A 20,148-nucleotide genomic window follows, 5' to 3' on the forward strand; every position below is an offset into this window, starting at 1 on the left:
TTTATGTATTATTAGCGCCAAAAAAAGGGCTTTAAAAAAGCCCTTTTAGATATACTTTTTTATTAAATTATTTAGTCAACCAATTTTTAGCATTTACAAATGCTTCTAACCAAGGTGTAACTTCATCTTTTCTTCCGTCAGGATAGTTTGCCCAATTCCATTGAAAAGTAGAACGTTCTATATGTGGCATTGTAACTAAATGTCTTCCAGATGTATCACACATCATAGCTGTGTTAAAATCTGAACCATTTGGGTTATTTGGGTATCCTTCATAACCATATTTAGCAACAATATTATAATTTTCTTCAGCTTCAGGTAAGTTAAATTTACCTTCTCCATGAGAAATCCAAACACCTAATTCTGTACCTGCTAAACTAGATAACATTACAGAGTTGTTTTCTTGTACTTTTACAGAGGTAAAAGAACTTTCGTGCTTTTGAGAATCATTATGACCTAATTTTCCATGTACTTTATGCTCTGGGTTAATCAATTCTAATTCCATCCATAATTGTGCTCCGTTACAAATACCAACAGACAAAGTATCTTCTCTTTTAAAGAAGTTTTTTAAAGCCGTATTTGCTTTTTCGTTGTATTTAAATGCTCCAGCCCAACCTTTAGCAGAACCTAAAACATCAGAATTAGAGAAACCTCCTACAGCACCAATAAACTGAATGTCTTCTAATGTTTCACGACCAGAAATTAAATCTGTCATGTGTACATCTTTTACATCAAAACCAGCTAAATACATGGCATTTGCCATTTCTCGCTCTGAGTTTGAACCTTTTTCACGAATGATAGCAGCTTTAGGTTTGTCTTTTCCTATTACAGGTAACTTTCCTGTAAAGTTCTCTGGGAATTTATAGGTTAAAGGTTGCTTTTTATAGTTATCAAAACGATCTTGAGCTAAATTATTAGCGGTTTGTTTTTGATCTAATAAGAAAGAAGTTTTATACCAAACATCTCTCATTTCAGCAACATCAAACGTAAAGTTTTCTTCACTATTTTGAATATTTACAGTCCCTGAATTGTTAGCAGTTCCAATATTGAAAAATTCAATATTATTTTCTGATAAAATTGTTTCTACAGAAGCATCTGCTTGAAAAACAATTCCTGAGTTTTCTGAGAATAATACTTTTATAGAATCTTCTTCATTTAAAGCAGAGATATTAAAATTGGCCCCTAAATTAACATCAGCAAAACACATTTCTAATAAAGTTGTAATCAATCCTCCAGAAGCAACATCGTGTCCTGCAGTAATTTTATCAGATTTAATTAAGTTTTGAATGGTGTTAAAAGTATTTTTAACAAAAGTTGTATCTTTTACATCTGGCGCTTCATTACCAATGGTGTTTAAAACTTGGTGAAAAGAACTACCTCCTAATTTAAAGTCATCCTGAGAAATATTAATATAATAGATGTTTCCTCCATCAACCTTTAAAAGAGGTTCTACAACTTTACTAATAGCGTTACAGTTTCCTGCAGCAGAAATAATAACCGTTCCTGGAGCAATTACTTCATCATTAGCATATTTTTGCTTCATAGATAAAGAATCTTTTCCGGTAGGTATATTGATTCCTAAATCGATAGAAAAGTCAGAGACAGCTTTTACAGCTTTGTATAAACGAGCATCTTCACCTTCGTTTTTACAAGGCCACATCCAGTTTGCAGAAAGCGATACGCTTGTTAAATTTTCTTTTAATGGTGCCCAGATTAAGTTTGTAAGAGATTCTGTAATGGCATTTCTACTACCGGCAGCAGGATCTATTAATGCAGCGATAGGAGAGTGGCCAATAGAAGTGGCTACACCTTCTTTACCTTTATAATCTAAAGCCATTACACCAACGTTGTTTAACGGAATTTGTAATGGACCAACACATTGTTGTTTGGCAACTTTACCACCAACACAACGGTCTACTTTATTTGTTAACCAATCTTTACAAGCAACAGCTTCTAATTGCAAAACTTGTTCTAAATATACTTGTAAATTTTTAATTTTATATCTCGAATTTTTATAATTTCTAGTAACAGTTGTATCTGTTAAAACCGTTTTAGGAGAAGAACCAAACATATCTTCTAAAGCTAAATCCATTGGTTTCTTACCTGTAGATTTAGATTCAAAAGTAAAACGGTCGTTTCCTGTAACTTCACCAACGTCATAAATAGGAGAACGTTCTCTATCTGCAATTTTATGTAAAGTTTCTAAATGTTTTTCAGCAATTACTAATCCCATTCTTTCTTGAGATTCGTTACCAATAATTTCTTTTGCAGATAAAGTAGGGTCTCCTACAGGTAATTTGTCTAAATCGATTTTACCACCAGTATCTTCTACCAATTCTGATAAACAATTTAAATGTCCACCAGCCCCATGATCATGAATAGAAACAATAAAGTTTTCATTGCTTTCTACCATACCACGAACTGCATTTGCAGCACGTTTTTGCATTTCTGGATTAGAACGTTGAACAGCGTTTAACTCAATACCAGAAGCAAATTCTCCTGTATCTGAAGATGAAACTGCAGCTCCACCCATACCAATTCTGTAGTTTTCACCACCAAGAATTACAATTTTATCTCCTTCTTTTGGCGTTTCTTTTAAAGCTTGTTCTGCTTTTCCGTAACCAATTCCACCAGCTTGCATAATTACTTTATCAAAACCTAATTTTCTAGGTTTAGAAGAGCTAGAAGATGAATTTTCTTCATGCTCAAAAGTTAATACAGAACCCGTAATTAAGGGTTGTCCAAATTTGTTACCAAAATCAGAGGCACCATTTGATGCTTTTATTAAAATATCGATAGGTGTTTGGTACAACCAATCTCTAGCTTCAAATTTATGTTCCCAATATCTGTTTTCTTCTAAACGAGAATAAGAAGTCATATAAACAGCTGTACCCGCTAAAGGTAAAGAACCTTTTCCTCCAGCAAGTCTATCTCTAATTTCTCCTCCAGAACCGGTTGCTGCTCCGTTAAAAGGCTCAACTGTTGTAGGGAAATTGTGTGTTTCGGCTTTTAAAGAGATTACAGATTCAAATTCTTCTGTTTGATAAAAGTCTGGTTTGTCTGCCGTTTTAGGAGCAAACTGTTCTACTTTAGGACCTTTTACAAAAGCAACATTGTCTTTGTAAGCAGAAACAATATCGTTAGGAAATTGTTTAGAGGTTTCTTTGATTAACTTAAATAATGATGTTGGCATTTCCTCACCATCAATTACAAAAGTTCCATTAAATATTTTATGTCTACAGTGCTCAGAATTTACTTGGCTAAAACCAAATACTTCAGAATCTGTTAATTTTCTTCCGATTTTTGTAGCAACACCTTCTAAGTACGCTACTTCTTCGTCGCTTAAAGATAAACCTTCTAGATTGTTATAGGCTGCAATATCTTCAATTTCTAAAATGGCTTCTGGTTGAATATGAATGTCAAATGATTCTTGATGTAAACCTTTGAATTTTTCAGAAATCATTGGGTCAAAATCAGAAAAATCTTCTGTACAAGCTGTAAATTCTTCTATTCTGATGATGTCTGAAATCCCCATATTCTGAGTGATTTCTACAGCATTGGTACTCCAAGGCGTAATCATTGCCGCTCTTGGCCCCACAAAAAAAGCATCAATTGAGGTTTCTTCTATTTTTGGTTGATCTGCAAATAACCAAGTTAATTTAGCAATCGTTTCTGTACTTAATTTTTTTGTTGTTTGAACAGCAAATACTTTACTGTCTATCTTTCCAAAGAAATGAATCATTATTGTGTTTTATTTGTGTGTTGTTGTAAAAATGCAAATTTACTTTTTTTCATCTTAATTCTAATGAATTAATTCAGTGAAATTTAAGAGTTATTCACGTGGTTATAAACCATAAAAAAAGACGCCTTTTGTAATAAAAGGCGCCTTTTTTTTATAAAAATTAAAGTGAGCTTAATTTTTTATCAATTTTTTAGTAATAGATTGATTCTCAGAATATACTTTTATTAAATAAACACCTTTAGAAAAGTTAGAAATATCGATACTATTTTTTGAACTTGAAATTTCTGTAGATTTTACTAGTTTTCCTAAAGCATTATAAATGTTTACGTTAACGTCATCAATGGTATTAAAGTAGATTTTGTTTCCAGGTACTGGATTTGGATACATTTTAAAAGAATTAAATAGATCTTCTTCTGTACTTAATGTAGAGTAGCATGTCCAGGTTAAATCATCTATAATAACTCGTTCGCCGCCAGCGCTAGAATCATTTATAACAACAATAACATTTCCAGAAATTTTAATATTCGAAATTGTTGTTGTTTCAATTTCGTCACCATAAGGTAATGTCCCTACTTTATTTCCATTCACTAAAACATCTAAAGTACCTGATCCTCCGGTAAAAGCACGTTTAGTTGAAGCCGTTAAACTTCCTATTCCGTTAGCAAATGTAGATGAAGTAAGTGAGCCTGTTTTACTATCTCTAACATCAAGGGTAATTGCTCTTTCATTTAATGTTTGATCTGTTCTAGCTGATGTAGCGGTCCATTCTAAACCATTATCACCGGTCCAGATTCTAGTAGAATAAGAACTACTGTTAGCTGGTATCAAATCAAAAGTTTCAGAACCACAAGATGTACTTGTGTTTTCTTCAGTTGTAATTCCTTGCACAGCTATAGATTGTTCAGACTCATTGTTAGCAATATCTTTTGCAGAAATTGTTACATTATAGGTGGTTGAAGCCGTTAAACCTGTAGCTTGATAGGTTGTAGTTTGTGTTGTTCCGTTTAAGATTCCGTTTATATAAATACTGTAGCTAGCTACACTAGAATTGTCTGTAGAGGCTGCCCAATCTATTTTAAAACCAGTACTTATTTCACTAGAAATAATAATGCTTGTAGGTACCGTAGGTGGCGTTGTGTCTGCTAAAGTGGTAGCTTCTACTTTTGCCGATTCTGCAGATTTGTTATTAGCAATATCTTTTGCTAAAACTGTTATACTATATGCCGTATTAGGGGTTAAATTGGTAAGTGTATAAGTTGTATTTTTAGTTTCTCCGTTTAAAGTTCCGTTTGCAAATACCTCATATTTTGTAACAGCTTCATTATCTGTAGAAGCAGTCCAAGTAGCATCGATACTAGAAGTTGTAATATTATTTAGTGCAAGGTTTGTAGGTACTGTAGGTGCTTCTTCATCTGGAGTTAGGTATAGTCCCCAAGAATCTATTGCATTTTCTCCTCCCCAAATTCTTGTAGCTAAATACGCATTGTCTATAAAAGGGTTTCTATTTCCTTGTGCGTAAGTTTCATTAGAATCGTGGTAGGTATTTCTTTGGCGTTCAAAATCAGATACAGGATCTTCTACATTCCATTCTAAAAATAGGTCGATCATTTCATCGTCAGGGCCAACAAGGTTTCCGACACCAACAGTCGTTGGTTTACATTGGTCTCCATAGCGGATGTACATATACATCATCATTCTTGCAACATCTCCTTTCCATTCATCTCCAGGGTACCAACCACCAGAAACAGGACCCGCATTACCAGAACCATCTGCAAATTTTAGACTTCCTCTTTGGCTATTAAAACTTACATCAGACGGACGTAAATGATGTGCATCTGAACCAGGACCTGAAGTACCTAAATTGGGGTTTCCTAAAGATTTAGCGTAGGTGTGTTCTCTATTCCAATCTGTACCAGAATCACCACCGTTTAAATTTTGACTTCTAGATCTGTCGGTAACATAGTTTCCGTCGTTATCATTATATCCGTAAATAAGCAAAATGTTATTTGCATTAGAAGGGTCTTTGTCTGTAATCTTGCTAGCTTCCCAAATACCAGGTGTATAGCTTAAAAGGTTTGTGTGTGCCGCAATTGTTTTTAGGGATAATTCCTCTTTTAAATCAAATTCAGATTTAGATAAATCAACATCTGAATAATAAGGTTGTTGTGCAGAAACTATTAATGTAACTAATAGAAACGCTAAGAGTACTATTTTTTTCATTTTTTTGAATTTAAAAAACGACTCGTTTCGGAATCGTTTTTGTTAAAGTTTAATTTTAAGAAGCTAGTTTTTAATTAATTTCTTTGTAATAAATTGTTTACCAGAATTAATTTTTACTAAATAGACTCCTTTAGATAAATTTGAAATATCAATATTGTTTTTACTTTTGTTTATTACTGATGTTGATATTAATTTACCCAATAGATTGTATATGTTAATTTTTGCATCTTCTGTAAAACTAAAGTAAATTCTGCTTCCGTTTGTAGGATTTGGATACATTTTAAAAGATTCAAAAATAAAGTTTTTTGTATTTAATGTTGTTGTGTGGCTACCAAAACCGTCAACAGTATTTGCAGGGAAAGAAGTCCATTCTCCTTGCAGATCAAAAGCGATATTTGGTGCGGTGATATTTCCATTTCTTCTAAGTGTTTTATTTACAGCAAAATTAGCACCGTTACCAAATTCTCCTATAATATCTATTAATACATCGTCTTTAAATAAACCGATGGCATCATTACCTGTAAAGTTTACGGGTTGCCCCCAATTAGTTTCTTCAATAACTGGTTGTACCAAATCTACCTGACCGATGGTATTTGTTGTAGAGTAAGGTTGTAATTCTGGGTAAGAGTTCTTTCCATTTCCTATTACAAAAACATCTCCAGGAACAATATTTTTAACAGTTCCACTATTTAGTTCTAAAGGAGAAACCCATACACCAGTACCATTTCTGTCTAGTTTTATTGTATAACCAGATAAATTGACTGTACCTCCTGTTAAATTAACAATTTCTAATGCTTTGTTTGTTCCTCCGTCTCCTTCAAAATATTCTGAGAAAAATAACTCTGATGCAACCCCTCCAGAAGCTCCGTCTGTTGTAGTGGCATTTACAGCAATACTTTGTGCCGATTTGTTATTGTCTTTGTCTTTTGCTAAAACGGTTACGTTATAAGTTGTAGATGTTGCTAAACCAATAAGTGCATAATTAGTTGCTGTAGTAGTTGCTTTAAAAGTTCCATTAACAAAAACATCATAACCAGTTACTTTATTGTTGTCTGAAGAAGTAGACCAGTTTATGTTAAAAGAACTATCTGTGATGTCTGTAATGGTAACATTTGTAGGTACTGATGGAGGTGTGGTATCTGCCAAGGTTTTCCCTGTAACCACGATACTTGCGTCAGATTTATTAATTAGATCTTTAGCAATTACTTTAAAGTTGTAAGTGGAATTTGTTTCTAAACCTGTAATAGAGGCAGAGGTAGCTGTTGTTGTTTGTTTTGTTAAAACATCATTAACATATACTTGATATTGTGTAACACCAATGTTATCTGTAGAAGCAGACCAAGAAATATCTATTGATGTTAATGTGGTGTTGCTTAAAGTAACATTGGTTGGAGCAGTAGGAGCCTCAGTATCACTGTTTTTATAAATTCCCCAAGTATCTTCTGCATTTTCTCCTCCCCAAATTCTGGTAGCCAAAAACGGGTTGTCTATAAACGGATTTCTATTTCCTTGTGCATAGGTGTTTGAAGTGTTTTCATGATACGTATTTCTTGCTTTTTCAATGTCTGAAACAGGGTCTTCTCTGTTCCATTTTAAGAATAAATCAATCATATCATCTGGCGTAAATTGTGTGTCTCCAACACCAACATAAGTTGGTAAACATTGGTTTCCATAACGCAAGTACATATACATTATAATTCTAGAAACGTCTCCTTTCCATTCGTCTCCCGGATACCAACCTCTTGTGTCTGCACCATCAGGACCATTGTAAGTAATAGAAGAGCGCCCCGAGTTTCCACTACCTAATGCAAATTTGTAGTTGTTTCTTTCTGAATTTCTATTTTTATCTGCGGGTCTTAAGTTATGAGCGTCAGTCCCAGAACCAGGGTTGTCTGTTATTAAACTTGGTTCTGCAAGCGATTTAGAAAATACATGTTCTCTATTCCAAACAAAGTTTGCGCCAGTTCCTGCATCTTGTAAAGAGTTGTCTCTAGTTCTATCATTGGTAGCATCTTGGTCAGAACCATTTTCCCAACCATAAATTAAAACAACATTGTCTGGTTCATCGGTATCTCTATCTGTAATTTTAGAAGCTTCCCAAACACCAGGTGTATAGGTTAACATTTTAGAATGCGTACTAATAATTTTTGTAGCTAAAGCTTCTTTTAAAGCAATGCCTGTTAATTGTAAATTTACATCATCATAATAGTCTTCTTGAGAAAATGAAATAAAAGATGTAATTGTTAAAAATAAAAGAAGTAGTTTTTTTACCATGTAAATTGAAGTTAAATTAAAAAATAAATCTTTTCTTTTTCAGCAATTACACACTACATCAGCAAAAATATAGCGTTTTATTTTTTTTCTAAAAGTGCCATATAAAATCCGTCGAAACCAGAAATATGCGCTAACACTTTTTTATCAGAGACAAAAGTAAAGTCTTTTCCTGCTTCTGATGTTAAGAAATGATTAACTTGTTCTTGGTTTTCTGATGGTAATACAGAACAGGTTGCGTACACCATTTTTCCACCAGGTTTAACCATTTTAGAATATTGTTGTAAAACGTCTTGTTGTATTTTTTTTATATTTTCTATAAATTCTGGTTGAAGTTTCCATTTAGAATCTGGATTTCTACGGATAACACCTAAACCAGAACATGGAGCATCAATTAAAACTCTGTCTGCTTTACCATGTAATTTTTTAATTGGTTTTGTAGAATCAATTACGCGCATATCTATATTATGCGCTTTGTTTCTTTTTGCTCTAACCTTTAATTTACGCAATTTACTTTCGTAAATATCCATGGCAATAATTTGCCCTTTATTTTCCATTAAGGCAGATAAATGCAAGGTTTTACCTCCTGCACCAGCACAAGTGTCTATCACTTTCATACCTGGTTTTACATCTAAATAAGCAGCAACAAGTTGCGATGATGCATCTTGAACTTCAAAATATCCAGCATGAAAAGCTTCTGTTTTAAAAACATTGGCTCTTTCTGGCAATATTAAAGCATCTGGATGATTGGGTAGAAATTCTGTAATAACACCTTCTGCTCTTAATTTCTTTTGCAGAACATCTCTAGTAATGTTTAACGTATTGGTTCTTAAAATTACACTAGCTTGTACATTTAAAGCGGCAATTTCTTTGGTCCAGATTTCTTCACCTAATTCTTTAGCACACATTTCATCCATCCAATCTGGTATAGATTCTCTATATTTTCTAGTTTTAGATAATTCAGCAAAACGACCTTTAATTCTTCTTTCTGGGACATCACCAATTTGGTTCCAATCTGGTAATGCAATTCCTCTTAGAATACACCAAACGGAAAATAATCTCCAAATATTATCTCTATCATAAGGTGCTTTAACTTCGGCAATTTCTGCGTACAACCTATTCCAACGAACAATGTCGTAAATGGTTTCTGCAACAAATTTTCTATCTCTAGCACCCCAACGTTTGTCTCGTTTTAGTGCCTTTTCTACAGCTTTGTCTGCATATACGCCTTCATTAAAGATATCTCTAATACTATCTATAACAGCAAAAGTTAAGTTTCTGTGTAATCTCATTATTTCTTTTGAATATGGGGCACAAATGTACGAATTCTGTTTTACCAATCCTTTATTTTAAGTTGTTTTTAAATGAAGGTGAATTCCATAAAGGTAAATTGGGGGTTCTATAAAACAATTGCTACCTAAAGAGGTAGCAATTATTATTTAATTGTTTTATAATACAAAAAAGACTTCATAGAAAAGAGAGTAGTTTTGTGGGGACTCAACTAATAATTACAATAAAAGGGGGCCATTTTCTTAAAAATCCTCTTTTAAATAATCTTTTCTATTAAAGTCAATTTTTATAAAGCGACTTCTACTTTTAAGTAGTAAGAAGTCGCTGAATTATTACTCAATTACTACTTTCTTATTCATTGTGCCTTTATCTGTATTTACTTTAACAATGTAAATACCTGTTGGTACTTGTTTTTTGATTTCTAATTGATACACCTCTTTTTGTTCTTTAATAGTCCAAAGGTTTACTTTTTTACCTAGGATATCAAATAATTCTACATTATTGATATTTACTTCCTGGTTTTTAGATATTACAATGTTGTGATTTTCATTATCAGCATAAATACTAGTTTGTTTGTCTAATAGAATATCATCCTCTACGCTCAGTACAGTATTTTCTGATGGTAAAAAAGCCAAAACAAATCGATTTGTATATGTACCTTCTTTTAATAGATAGGTAGCATTGGCGTCGTTTATTTTTTGAGTTTTACCTGTTAATTTGTCCTTAATGTACACATCTTGACTGATGTTATTGATTTCATCAATTTTAATATTAATAACACTATTTGCTTTTACAATAATTTCTAAAGGAACTTCTAAATCATTTGATATTTGTTGTACTCCAGCAATTACGTAACTATTGTAATCATTTGGAAATTTCCAATAGAAGTCAGTAGGGTTTACATCATACATTTTAGAATCAGATCCTTTTTCGTACTCAAAAGAGTTTGCTGGATCAAAAGAAATTCCTATTTGACGGTGTAAATTGTTGCCCACAGTATTAGAATAGTTCATTCCTAATTTTAAAACGGGTAACCCTGTGTTAGATGTTTTAGCCGTTGTTTTCTTTTTACTTCTAAAAAAGACAGACTCTCCAGACTCTTTGGTAATATATTCTCTTTGGCTATTGTTAAAAACAATTTTACCACTAGTACCATTACCTTCTATAAAAAATCCTTGACCAATTGCAATGTAAGGTTCGGGAGCTATATATTTATCAGCATAAGTAGCATCACCTGTACTAGGTGCGCAAGCTATTTGACCATCTTGATCTTTAAAAACTATTTTATCTATAAAAACACTATGTGAATCATCAATAGAAGTAAAGGTAACGTCACTACCTGTTTCTATACATAAAGCTATCTTTTTTTCGATGTAAAATCCAGCCGTTTTAGAAAATATAATTTCTTCTGTTTCTTGATTATTGATTTTGATTTTTAGCTTTTTATCAAAAAAAGATGCGTATGTTATTCTTAACGAATCTACTCCTCTAGAAATATTAGAATATTTGATATAATCTGTGTGATTTAAAGAAACTACAGAATTACCAAAACCAAGTAGTGATATTTCAAATCCGGTTCCTTCAATAGCATCTTCTGCTTGAAGTGTATAGTTTACTGGTTCAACTAGATTAGTAGTATTTGCGGCTGTACCCATTCTTTTGTTTTGAGTAGCATATCCGCCAACATAACCTGCAAAATTATGTCCAGCAGTACCATTAGGATTGTCTTCTCCTACATGTTGCCAAAAGTATAACGTTCCTGTGATAGAAGCTTCGTTGTCTTCTATAAATTTTCTTGCATTCATAGCAGAAGGAAAAGGGTTTCCTATTAGATAAGATTCTCCAGGACCTATTTCATTCTCTGTTTTAAATTCACCATCATTTGGTGTACCAACAAAAGTATAATTTTGTACTCTTCCTGGTCCTTTAAAAATATAACCATCTCCTCTGTTAATCTCTCCGGTTTTATATTTATGTTCCCAATTAGATCTTCCATTACTACCTGCTGCATATGTGTACACCCAGTAATCAGCTAGTGAGATATTAGTTCCATTAAAAGAACCATCATATCCAGATACAAAAGTAATTTCTTTTGGGCTATTTGTGGTAGTTCCATCTCTAAGAACAGTTTCTAGTGTATACGTGTTTTCTCCTATAGTAGTAACTGGTGAGCTCATGTAGTTATAACGATATGTGCTAGGTACTTCAGATTTTTGATCAACAAAAAGTAAACCAGAACCTGATACAGTACTTAAACTTGTATGGGTTTGTACCAATTGAGAAGTTCCTGATAAACGGATGTTTCCGTTTAATTCGATACCATTAGTTACTACTAATAATTGATTTGTAACTATTAATTCTTTAGTTGTGTCTATTTTTATTTTTCTAGCACTTAACCTATCTATAGTGTGATTGTAATCTTCATCAATTACAACGTAACGAGATCGGTCTGGAAAACCGTTATCCCAAGTACCATCTAAATTTCTAGTAGTCTCATTTATTCTATGCAACCCTAACAATGTGTTTGCTTCGATATTAGAACTTAGTATTTCTGAGATTAATAAATCTTGCGGATGTCTTCTAGGGCTAATGTCTGTAGAGATAGAGTTGTTTACGATATCATAAGTAGCTATTGCATCGTCTATAAAAACAACCCATTCACTTTCTGTATAAGTAGCATTAGGAACTAACGTTTCATCAATTCTTACAACAGATGTTTTGTTATCAATATTAGAAGCAACATCGTATCTATTTGCCCATGAATTTACATTGCTAAGTGGTGAAAGCGTAATCATATCAACACCACCATCAATATTTGTTAAGTCTTCATTAATAATGATGTTTGTAGTCCCTAAATTTGTAATAGAAGAAGCACCACTGTTTTTGAATAAAACAGATTTACCTACTTTTAATTCTAAATTTACAATACCATCAGCGTCTGGTTCTACACCAGTTTGATCTCCTGTTTTATTTTTGTACAATTGAACTCTAATTGTATTTGCAGGGATATCCGTTGTACCTATATTGGTAATTTCTATCCATCTTTCTGTACCAAATTGATATACTTGTGTAATCATGGCATCTGCAGCTTCTGGTGCATCTCTATAATCAAGATCACCAGTACTTGGACTTGCAGGATCAAAGTCATTATCTTCATCTCCAAAAGAATTTTCTAAAGAGGTAAGGTCTGTTACTTTATTATTAGTGTTTACACCATCATTTACAGTAGCACCTGCTATTGTTGAATCGTTATTATCATCAAAAGCATCATCTAAACCATCGTTGTCAGAATCAGTTCCTAATGCAACATTTGCTGTATGTCCGTTTTCTGCGATATCTAAAATACCATCATTGTCTGAATCTGTATCTAAATAATCTGGTATTGCATCATTAGAAATATCAGTGTTTTCTGGAGTTATTGTTATTACTCCTGTAGATAAATTTTCGTAGACATCATCTACACCATTGTTGTTAGTGTCTGTAATACCTGTAGCAACGCCACTTGGAGCAATATAGCCACTAGTAGTTTGTGCTTCTATATTATCAGGAATACCATCATTATCTGCATCGATGTCTAAAAAGTTAGGTATACCATCGCTATCTGCATCTCCTTTTGTGTAAGAGTTAGGGTTACCATCATTATCCGTATCTGATCCTGTAGTAACTAAAGGTGCGTTCTGAACATTATCATCAAACCCATCATTATTGATGTCTGTTGTTAATGTACCATCTGTAGCGATAGCATCTACTTTACCATCTTTATTGGTATCTGTACCACCTGCTTCTATAATGTCTGTAATACCATCGTTGTCTGAATCTAAATCTAAATGATTAGGAATACCATCTCCATCTGTATCACCAGTAAGGTAAGAATTTGGTGTACCATCGTTGTTTGTATCCGTTCCGGTAAGTACTAAAGCATTGTTTTTATTGTTGTCTGTACCAAGTTGACCAACATCACCATCTACAGCATCATCAAATCCATCGTTATCAGTATCGTTTAGAAGTTTACCATTTGCATCAATAGTATCAACTTTACCATTACCGTCAGTATCTACACCACCAGCTTCTATTAAATCTGGAATACCATCATTGTCTGAGTCTAAATCTAGAGCATCTTTAATTCCGTCTCCGTCAGTATCTGGGTTTGTAATTGGAGTTCCTGCCGTAAAACTAGGAGTACTTCCTGATGTGTCTGTACTGTCATAATTATCATCCAATCCGTCATTATCTAAATCGACCATAGAAGTTGGGTCTCCAGAAATTGGGTAATCTACAACACCATCTCCATTTGTATCTACTCCGCCAGCTTCTACGATATCTGGAATACCATCGTTGTCTGAGTCTAAATCGAAATGATTAGGAATGCCATCACCATCTGTATCATATACATCAGGAATACCATTATTATCACTGTCTGTGTAGTCTGTTGTGCTACCGTCTCCAGTACCATTATTGTCTGTAGTATCTAAATAATTAGGGATACCATCACCATCTTCATCACCCTCTGCATTGTTACCACCATTTTCTATAGTATCAGGAATACCATCATTATCATCATCTAAATCGATGCTATCTGCAATACCGTCATTGTCGTTATCTTTAATGTCTCTATAATCAAGATCACCTGTACCAGGATTAAAGTCATTATCTTCATCTCCAAAAGAATTTTCTAAAGAGGTAAGGTCTGTTACTTTATTATTAGTGTTTACACCATCATTTACAGTAGCACCTGCTATTGTTGAATCGTTATTATCATCAAAAGCATCATCTAAACCATCGTTGTCAGAATCAGTTCCTAATGCAACATTTGCTGTATGTCCGTTTTCTGCGATATCTAAAATACCATCATTGTCTGAATCTGTATCTAAATAATCTGGTATTGCATCATTAGAAATATCAGTATTTTCTGGAATTATTGTTATTACTCCTGTTGATAAGTTTTCGTAAACATCATCTACACCATTGTTGTTGGTATCTGCAATTGTAGTTCCTGTAGGAGCAATATAACCACTTGTAGTTTGCGCTTCTATATTATCAGGAATACCATCATTATCTGCATCAATGTCAATAAAATTTAGTTTTCCATCACTATCAGCATCACCTTTTACATAAGAATTTGGTTTTCCATCTAAAGTGGTGTTTGTAGCATCTGAATCTGGCCCTGTAAGTACTAAAACATTTGCAATATTATTAGAAGTACCATTATTGTTGGTGTCTCCATCTACTGCATCATCAAAACCATCATTGTCAGCATCGGTTGTAGTATCTTGTTTACCATCTTTATCACCGTCGGTACCACCTGCTTCTAGAACATCTGTAATACCATCGTTGTCTGAATCTAAGTCTAAATAATCTCTTATTCCGTCTCCATCCGTATCACCAGTTGTAATTGTATAAGGTTTACCATCTGCAACGTCTGAAGAATTTGCTGGATCTTTATCTGTAGCAGTAACTAGTAACGGATTTGTGTTTGCTACTAAAGAATCGTCTGCAATAGCTAAAGAGTTTGTTGGGTCTCCATCTACAACATCATTAAAACCATCCTTATCAGCGTCTACAAAGTTATCTGCAAAACCATCTCCATTTGCATCCGTACCACCAGCTTCTATAACATCTGGAATACCATCGTTATCTGCATCTAAATCTAAGAAATCTCTTATTCCGTCTCCATCTGTATCACCTGTTGGTATTGTGTCTGGAGTACCATTACTGTCATTGTCTATTCCTGTTACTAGTAACGGATTTGTGTTTGTAACTAAAGAATCATCTGCGATGGCTAAAGAATTTGTTGGATCTCCATCTACAACATCATTAAAACCATCATTATCATTGTCTGTAAAACCATCTGCTTTACCATCTCCATTGGTGTCTACACCACCGGCTTCTATAACATCTGGGATACCATCGTTGTCTGCATCTAAATCTACATAATTAGGAAGGCCATCTTTATCTATGTCTCCGTTAGGATATGAGTTTGGTTTACCATCATTATCAGTATCGCTACCTGTTACAACTAAAGCGTTTGCAGTGTTTTCTGAAGTACCATTTTGTCCAACATCACCATCAACAACATCGTTAAAACCATCGTTGTCAGTATCTACAAAGTTATCTGCAATACCGTTTCCGTTTGCATCTGTACCACCTGCCTCTATAACATCTGGAATACCATCATTATCTGAATCTAAATCTTGCGTATTTGGTATACCGTCACCATCAGAATCTGGGTTTGTAATAGCGGTTCCACCATTATCTACATCGTAATGATCGTCTAAACCATCACCGTTAGTGTCATTTATTAAAGTACCATCAGCATTGATAGCATCTACTTTACCATTACCATCAGTATCAACTCCACCAGCTTCTACTAAATCTGGAATACCATCATTATCTGAATCTAAATCGAAAGCATTAGGAATACCATCTCCATCTGTATCTGCACAATTATTAGCAAAAACACTTACAAGGTCTAATGCAGCACCTGCACCTAAAGATCCGCCACTAGGAGGGGTTGCTTTAAATTCTATGGTTGTTTGTGAGTCTATAGCAACAAAAACGGTACTGAAGCGATACCATTTTTTTGGACCAACAATTCCGTTTATATTTCCTTCTGCAATGGCATTTAGGGTTTCGTTAAAAATACTTGAGTTAGATGTATTTTTAATATTTAAATTTAAAGTAACTCCTTGTCCAGTTAAATGTCCAATATCTTCTCCCCAATAAAAACTAAGGGTGTAAGTTGTTCCAGGAACTGTGGAAATTGTTTGAGAAAGGACGTTACTAACACCTCCTGCACTTTTATCATTGTTGCCAAGTACGTCTAGGTATTGTGCACCACTATATGCATCTGCAAAAGTACTAGTTGACCAAGTAGGAGATTCTCCACCAACCCATCCATCTAGGTTTTGAGTGTAGTTCCATCCTTTTAATGTGTTTGTATTGAATGTAGTTCCTATAAAAGTACCAGAAGGATTTGTATCACTGTTTGGAAATTCTGTAGGGCTTGAAAAGTCTTGAAGTTCGAAGTTACCGTTTGTTATTAAATTTCCACAACCTTCATCGGTATCTAAAATACCATCATTATCATCATCTAAATCAAAATAGTCTGCAATACCATCATTATCATTATCGCTAAAATCTCTATAATCTACATCTCCTTTATTATCAGTATTTCCATAAGCATTTGCTATATCAACAGTGTTTGTTACTTTAGGAGTTGTAATAGATCCATCATTTATGGTAGATCCATTGATATTAGAATCGTCGTTATCATCAAAAATATCATTTAAACCATCGTTATCTTTGTCGGCATTTATGTCAATGATTACATTATTTGTATCTCCGTTTTCAATAATATCAGCAATACCATCATTGTCTGAGTCTGAATCTAGATAATCTGGTTTGTCTGTATTGTCTGTGTTTTCAGGAACAAAACCAATACCGTCAGTTTCGTAAGCATCATCGATACCATTTTTATTGATATCAATCATATCAGAACCAACTCCACTAGGAGCAATATAATTAGCGGTACTTTGTGCTTCTATATTATCCGGGATACCATCATTATCTGCATCTATGTCTAAATAATCAGGACTATTATCTGCATCGGCATTTGTAGGTGTGTTACCTTCGTTTGCTGAAGATGGAATTCCGTTTGTTGTTAAAGAGGTTCCTACCGTTCCATCTGCAATTCCATCATAATTTGCATCAATACCGCCTGTTTCTATAACATCAGGAATACCATCGTTGTCTGAATCTAAATCTAAATGATTAGGAATTCCATCTCCGTCTGTATCGGGTGCACTACAATATTTTAATTCGAATAATTGCATTGTAGCAACTCTACCTGTACTATCTTCTTTACCACCTACAATTACAATTTGCTTAATAGGATTTGCGGAAGAAACAATAACACTATTGTTTGGTGCATTTGCCGCACTCGTAGTACTTACTACAGATTGATTAATAATTGTATAGTTACCTGCGCTTAACGAGTTGTTTAAAACAGATAAAGGAACATTTACACCGTCTAAATTAGCAGAAATATCTGCTCTATCGCTGTTGTCTAGTCCTCCCCATTTAAACTCTAAATTATAAACTGGTTCTGTAAAAGTTATAGTATAAATTACAACATTTAAATCTGCAGCATTTTCAGGATAGAAAGATCCATTAGGAAAACTAGAATTTTTAACTTGTACATTAATGTAATTACCATCTACATTATTTGTAGGGCCTTTGCTTTCAACTCCGCTACCCCAATTAGCAGAATTTGTTACTTGGTAAGCAAATGTAGCGCTTACACCATTAAAGTTGTATAGATTTGTTTCTGATCCAGAAGTTGTACTGCTTGTAGATGTATTTGTACTCGCTTGTGTAAAAGTTTGACCAAGATCAATGTAAGAAGAGTTGGTTAGACAAGCTAATTCTTCAGTATCTAAAATACCATCATTATCATCGTCTAAATCAACAATATCAATAACTCCATCACCATCTGTATCTAAACAAGAAGCAGCTCCAGAAACCGTTATTGTTAAATTACAATTAGGGTCATCTATATCTGTAACTGTTATCGTTTTATCTAAACCATCTGCACCATCAGTAATTACAAAAACGGTATCCGTATTGTAAAAACCTGTAGTTGTGGTTGTGCCCGTTATTGTATAAGATGCACCGATTTTACTTCCTTCTAAGTTTAATGTAAATTGTAAATCGTTATTATTAGTACAAGAACCTATTAAAGTACCAGGAGACGTTAATGAACAAGGGATTGTTCCGTCTAAATTAGCACAAGTTTCAGATGAATCTTCTGGGTTTGCACAATTGGCACCACTACAAATATAGGATACGGTTGCGTCTATTGTAGCATTTTGTATTGGGGTTCCATTAAAAGTATAAGAGAAATCTAAATTAGGACCAACAATACCAGAAATGTTAGATTGACTACCAATTTTTATATAACCTGTTTTCGATTCTGAGGTTAAAGGACCTGTCACGTCTCCGCCACCTTGTATTTTACCTTTAATATCTGCAGATCCTTCATTGTAAAATTCTCCTGTTAAATTAAAGTCTCCGTTTACAGAAAATACACCATAATTTTTAAAAGCAGATGAATCTATTCCTAAAGACAATGCTCCTGAAAGAATGTTAAACGTACCTGTGTTTACAAATAGACCTTTATTGTTAAGTGAGTTTTTAGAGGTTAGTTTACTACAATTTACAAAAGTTGTTTCAGAACTTGTTTGAAAATTATTAGTAATAACCATTTCGTCTTGATTTCTAAAATGACTTAAACCAGCAGATGCAGCATTCATTTCTCCGCCAATAAGTTACCTTACCTAGGTTATCAAATTCATTAATAGTAGATGATCCAAATTGTAACGATTGATTAACGTTTATAATTCCCTCATTATAAATAGTATTTTTAGTTCCATTAAAACTAATTGTATTAGAAGCGGTAAGTATTCCCTTACTGCTTACTTTTATATTTACACTAGCATTAAATTGTGGGTTTTGATCAAAAATTAATTCCCCTTCTTCTACAATAAAAGACACATTCCCTGTAGAAGCAGAGTTTGATATTTTTAAAGTACTTCCGTTTGAAATACAAATTACAGCTCCATCGTTAAAGGTAGCGCCTGTTGAATTAAAAATACTAACATTACCTACAATACGGGTAACACCAGATTGAAAAGTATAACCATTATTTTGATTGCTACTTAGAGTGTAGTCATAATTATCACATTGCGCATTGGTATTTATAAAATAGAACAATGCAAATAAAGAGAATAGGTGTAAAGCCAGAGGCCTTAATTTAAAACGAATTATCCCCGCAAATAATTTCGTTTTTTTTAAATATGTAATCATTTAGAAAAATTTTAAAAGCGCCATATGGTTATTATTAATTAGACACCATTATTAAGACACTATTAAATTTAAAAAGTCACTTTTATTTTATTGAATTAGAAATAATTACCTTTTGAAGGTTTGTAGAAGTAGAATGTTAAGTGTCACAAGAACATTTTAGCTGTTATATTATCCATTGCTTTTGGAGTTAAAATAGTTTTTTTTATAAATTAAGGTTAGAGTCTTTTATTTTTAATAAAGTGATATTGTAATAATAATGATAAAAATTAGGCTTGTTTATTAGTGGGAGTAACTTTTAAGTACTCTTTTTTAATAAGTAAATTTGTGAGACTAAAGTTTAAGTTGGGTAGGGGGTAAATGTTGTTGTTTTATTAAATTCTAATTTCTTAAATGAAAACCTAACAAAATAAACAATGGAGTTTCTAATGAGCTTAAAAGCAGTGGTTTCTGAATTTTTGGTTAACTAAGTGTTATGTTACGTGTTTTTTTAGAATTATTATGAATTTAATAAGAAAATAGTTTTGTTATTAAATAATATTTATTATATTTACTTCAAGTTTAAGGCTTTATTGACTTATTTAAGTGTTTTGAAAGAAAACAAACACTAATTTTATTAAAATGGTTGCTATGTCATTTTAATAAAATTCATACAAACAACATAGTGAAGTTCATCTCTTTTAGATTATAGTTTATTTATAAATTGTAGGATGAAAGCGTATTTTATTAAAACAAAAGTTTAAACAATTTTTAATCCCCCGTAAAAA

6 protein-coding genes are annotated in these 20,148 nt (G+C 33.2%); all 6 read right to left on the bottom strand.

Going from position 1 to position 20,148, the window contains the following annotated elements; genetic code table 11:
• Positions 1-67: 67 nt before the first annotated feature.
• Positions 68-3,739 carry a phosphoribosylformylglycinamidine synthase gene (purL, locus tag WHD07_RS17335; RefSeq protein WP_343329397.1) on the bottom strand — a complete coding sequence of 1,224 codons (3,672 nt, stop codon included), beginning with the start codon at positions 3,737-3,739 and terminating at the stop codon, positions 68-70.
• A gap of 171 nt (positions 3,740-3,910) precedes the next feature.
• Positions 3,911-5,959, bottom strand: coding sequence for an endonuclease (locus WHD07_RS17340; RefSeq protein ID WP_343329398.1), 2,049 nt, complete (start codon positions 5,957-5,959; stop codon positions 3,911-3,913).
• 63 nt (positions 5,960-6,022) lie between these two features.
• Positions 6,023-8,233, bottom strand: a complete 2,211-nt coding sequence (locus tag WHD07_RS17345; protein WP_343329399.1) for an endonuclease — start codon at positions 8,231-8,233, stop codon at positions 6,023-6,025.
• A 77-nt stretch (positions 8,234-8,310) separates the two neighbouring features.
• Positions 8,311-9,522 (bottom strand): RsmB/NOP family class I SAM-dependent RNA methyltransferase, encoded by a 1,212-nt coding sequence (locus WHD07_RS17350; protein WP_105048019.1) that lies wholly within the window; start codon positions 9,520-9,522, stop codon positions 8,311-8,313.
• A 330-nt stretch (positions 9,523-9,852) separates the two neighbouring features.
• On the bottom strand, positions 9,853-18,831 hold the full coding sequence (locus WHD07_RS17355) for a T9SS type A sorting domain-containing protein (RefSeq protein ID WP_343329400.1): 8,979 nt from the start codon (positions 18,829-18,831) through the stop codon (positions 9,853-9,855).
• Complete coding sequence (locus WHD07_RS17360; RefSeq protein ID WP_343329401.1) at positions 18,797-19,384, bottom strand: hypothetical protein; 588 nt, start codon at positions 19,382-19,384, stop codon at positions 18,797-18,799. The genes WHD07_RS17355 and WHD07_RS17360 overlap by 35 nt, the downstream gene beginning before the upstream one ends.
• Positions 19,385-20,148: the final 764 nt, after the last annotated feature.

The sequence above is a fragment of the Polaribacter staleyi genome (assembly GCF_038024045.1).
Lineage (GTDB): Bacteria > Bacteroidota > Bacteroidia > Flavobacteriales > Flavobacteriaceae > Polaribacter > Polaribacter butkevichii.

Excerpts from the sequence above, each read along its gene's own strand:
- purL (WP_343329397.1), bottom strand. The coding sequence starts at position 3,739 with ATGATTCATTTCTTTGGAAAGATAGACAGTAAAGTATTTGCTGTTCAA.
- WHD07_RS17340 (WP_343329398.1), bottom strand. The coding sequence starts at position 5,959 with ATGAAAAAAATAGTACTCTTAGCGTTTCTATTAGTTACATTAATAGTT.
- WHD07_RS17355 (WP_343329400.1), bottom strand. The coding sequence starts at position 18,831 with ATGAATGCTGCATCTGCTGGTTTAAGTCATTTTAGAAATCAAGACGAA.
- WHD07_RS17360 (WP_343329401.1), bottom strand. The coding sequence starts at position 19,384 with ATGATTACATATTTAAAAAAAACGAAATTATTTGCGGGGATAATTCGT.
- WHD07_RS17350 (WP_105048019.1), bottom strand. The coding sequence starts at position 9,522 with ATGAGATTACACAGAAACTTAACTTTTGCTGTTATAGATAGTATTAGA.
- WHD07_RS17345 (WP_343329399.1), bottom strand. The coding sequence starts at position 8,233 with ATGGTAAAAAAACTACTTCTTTTATTTTTAACAATTACATCTTTTATT.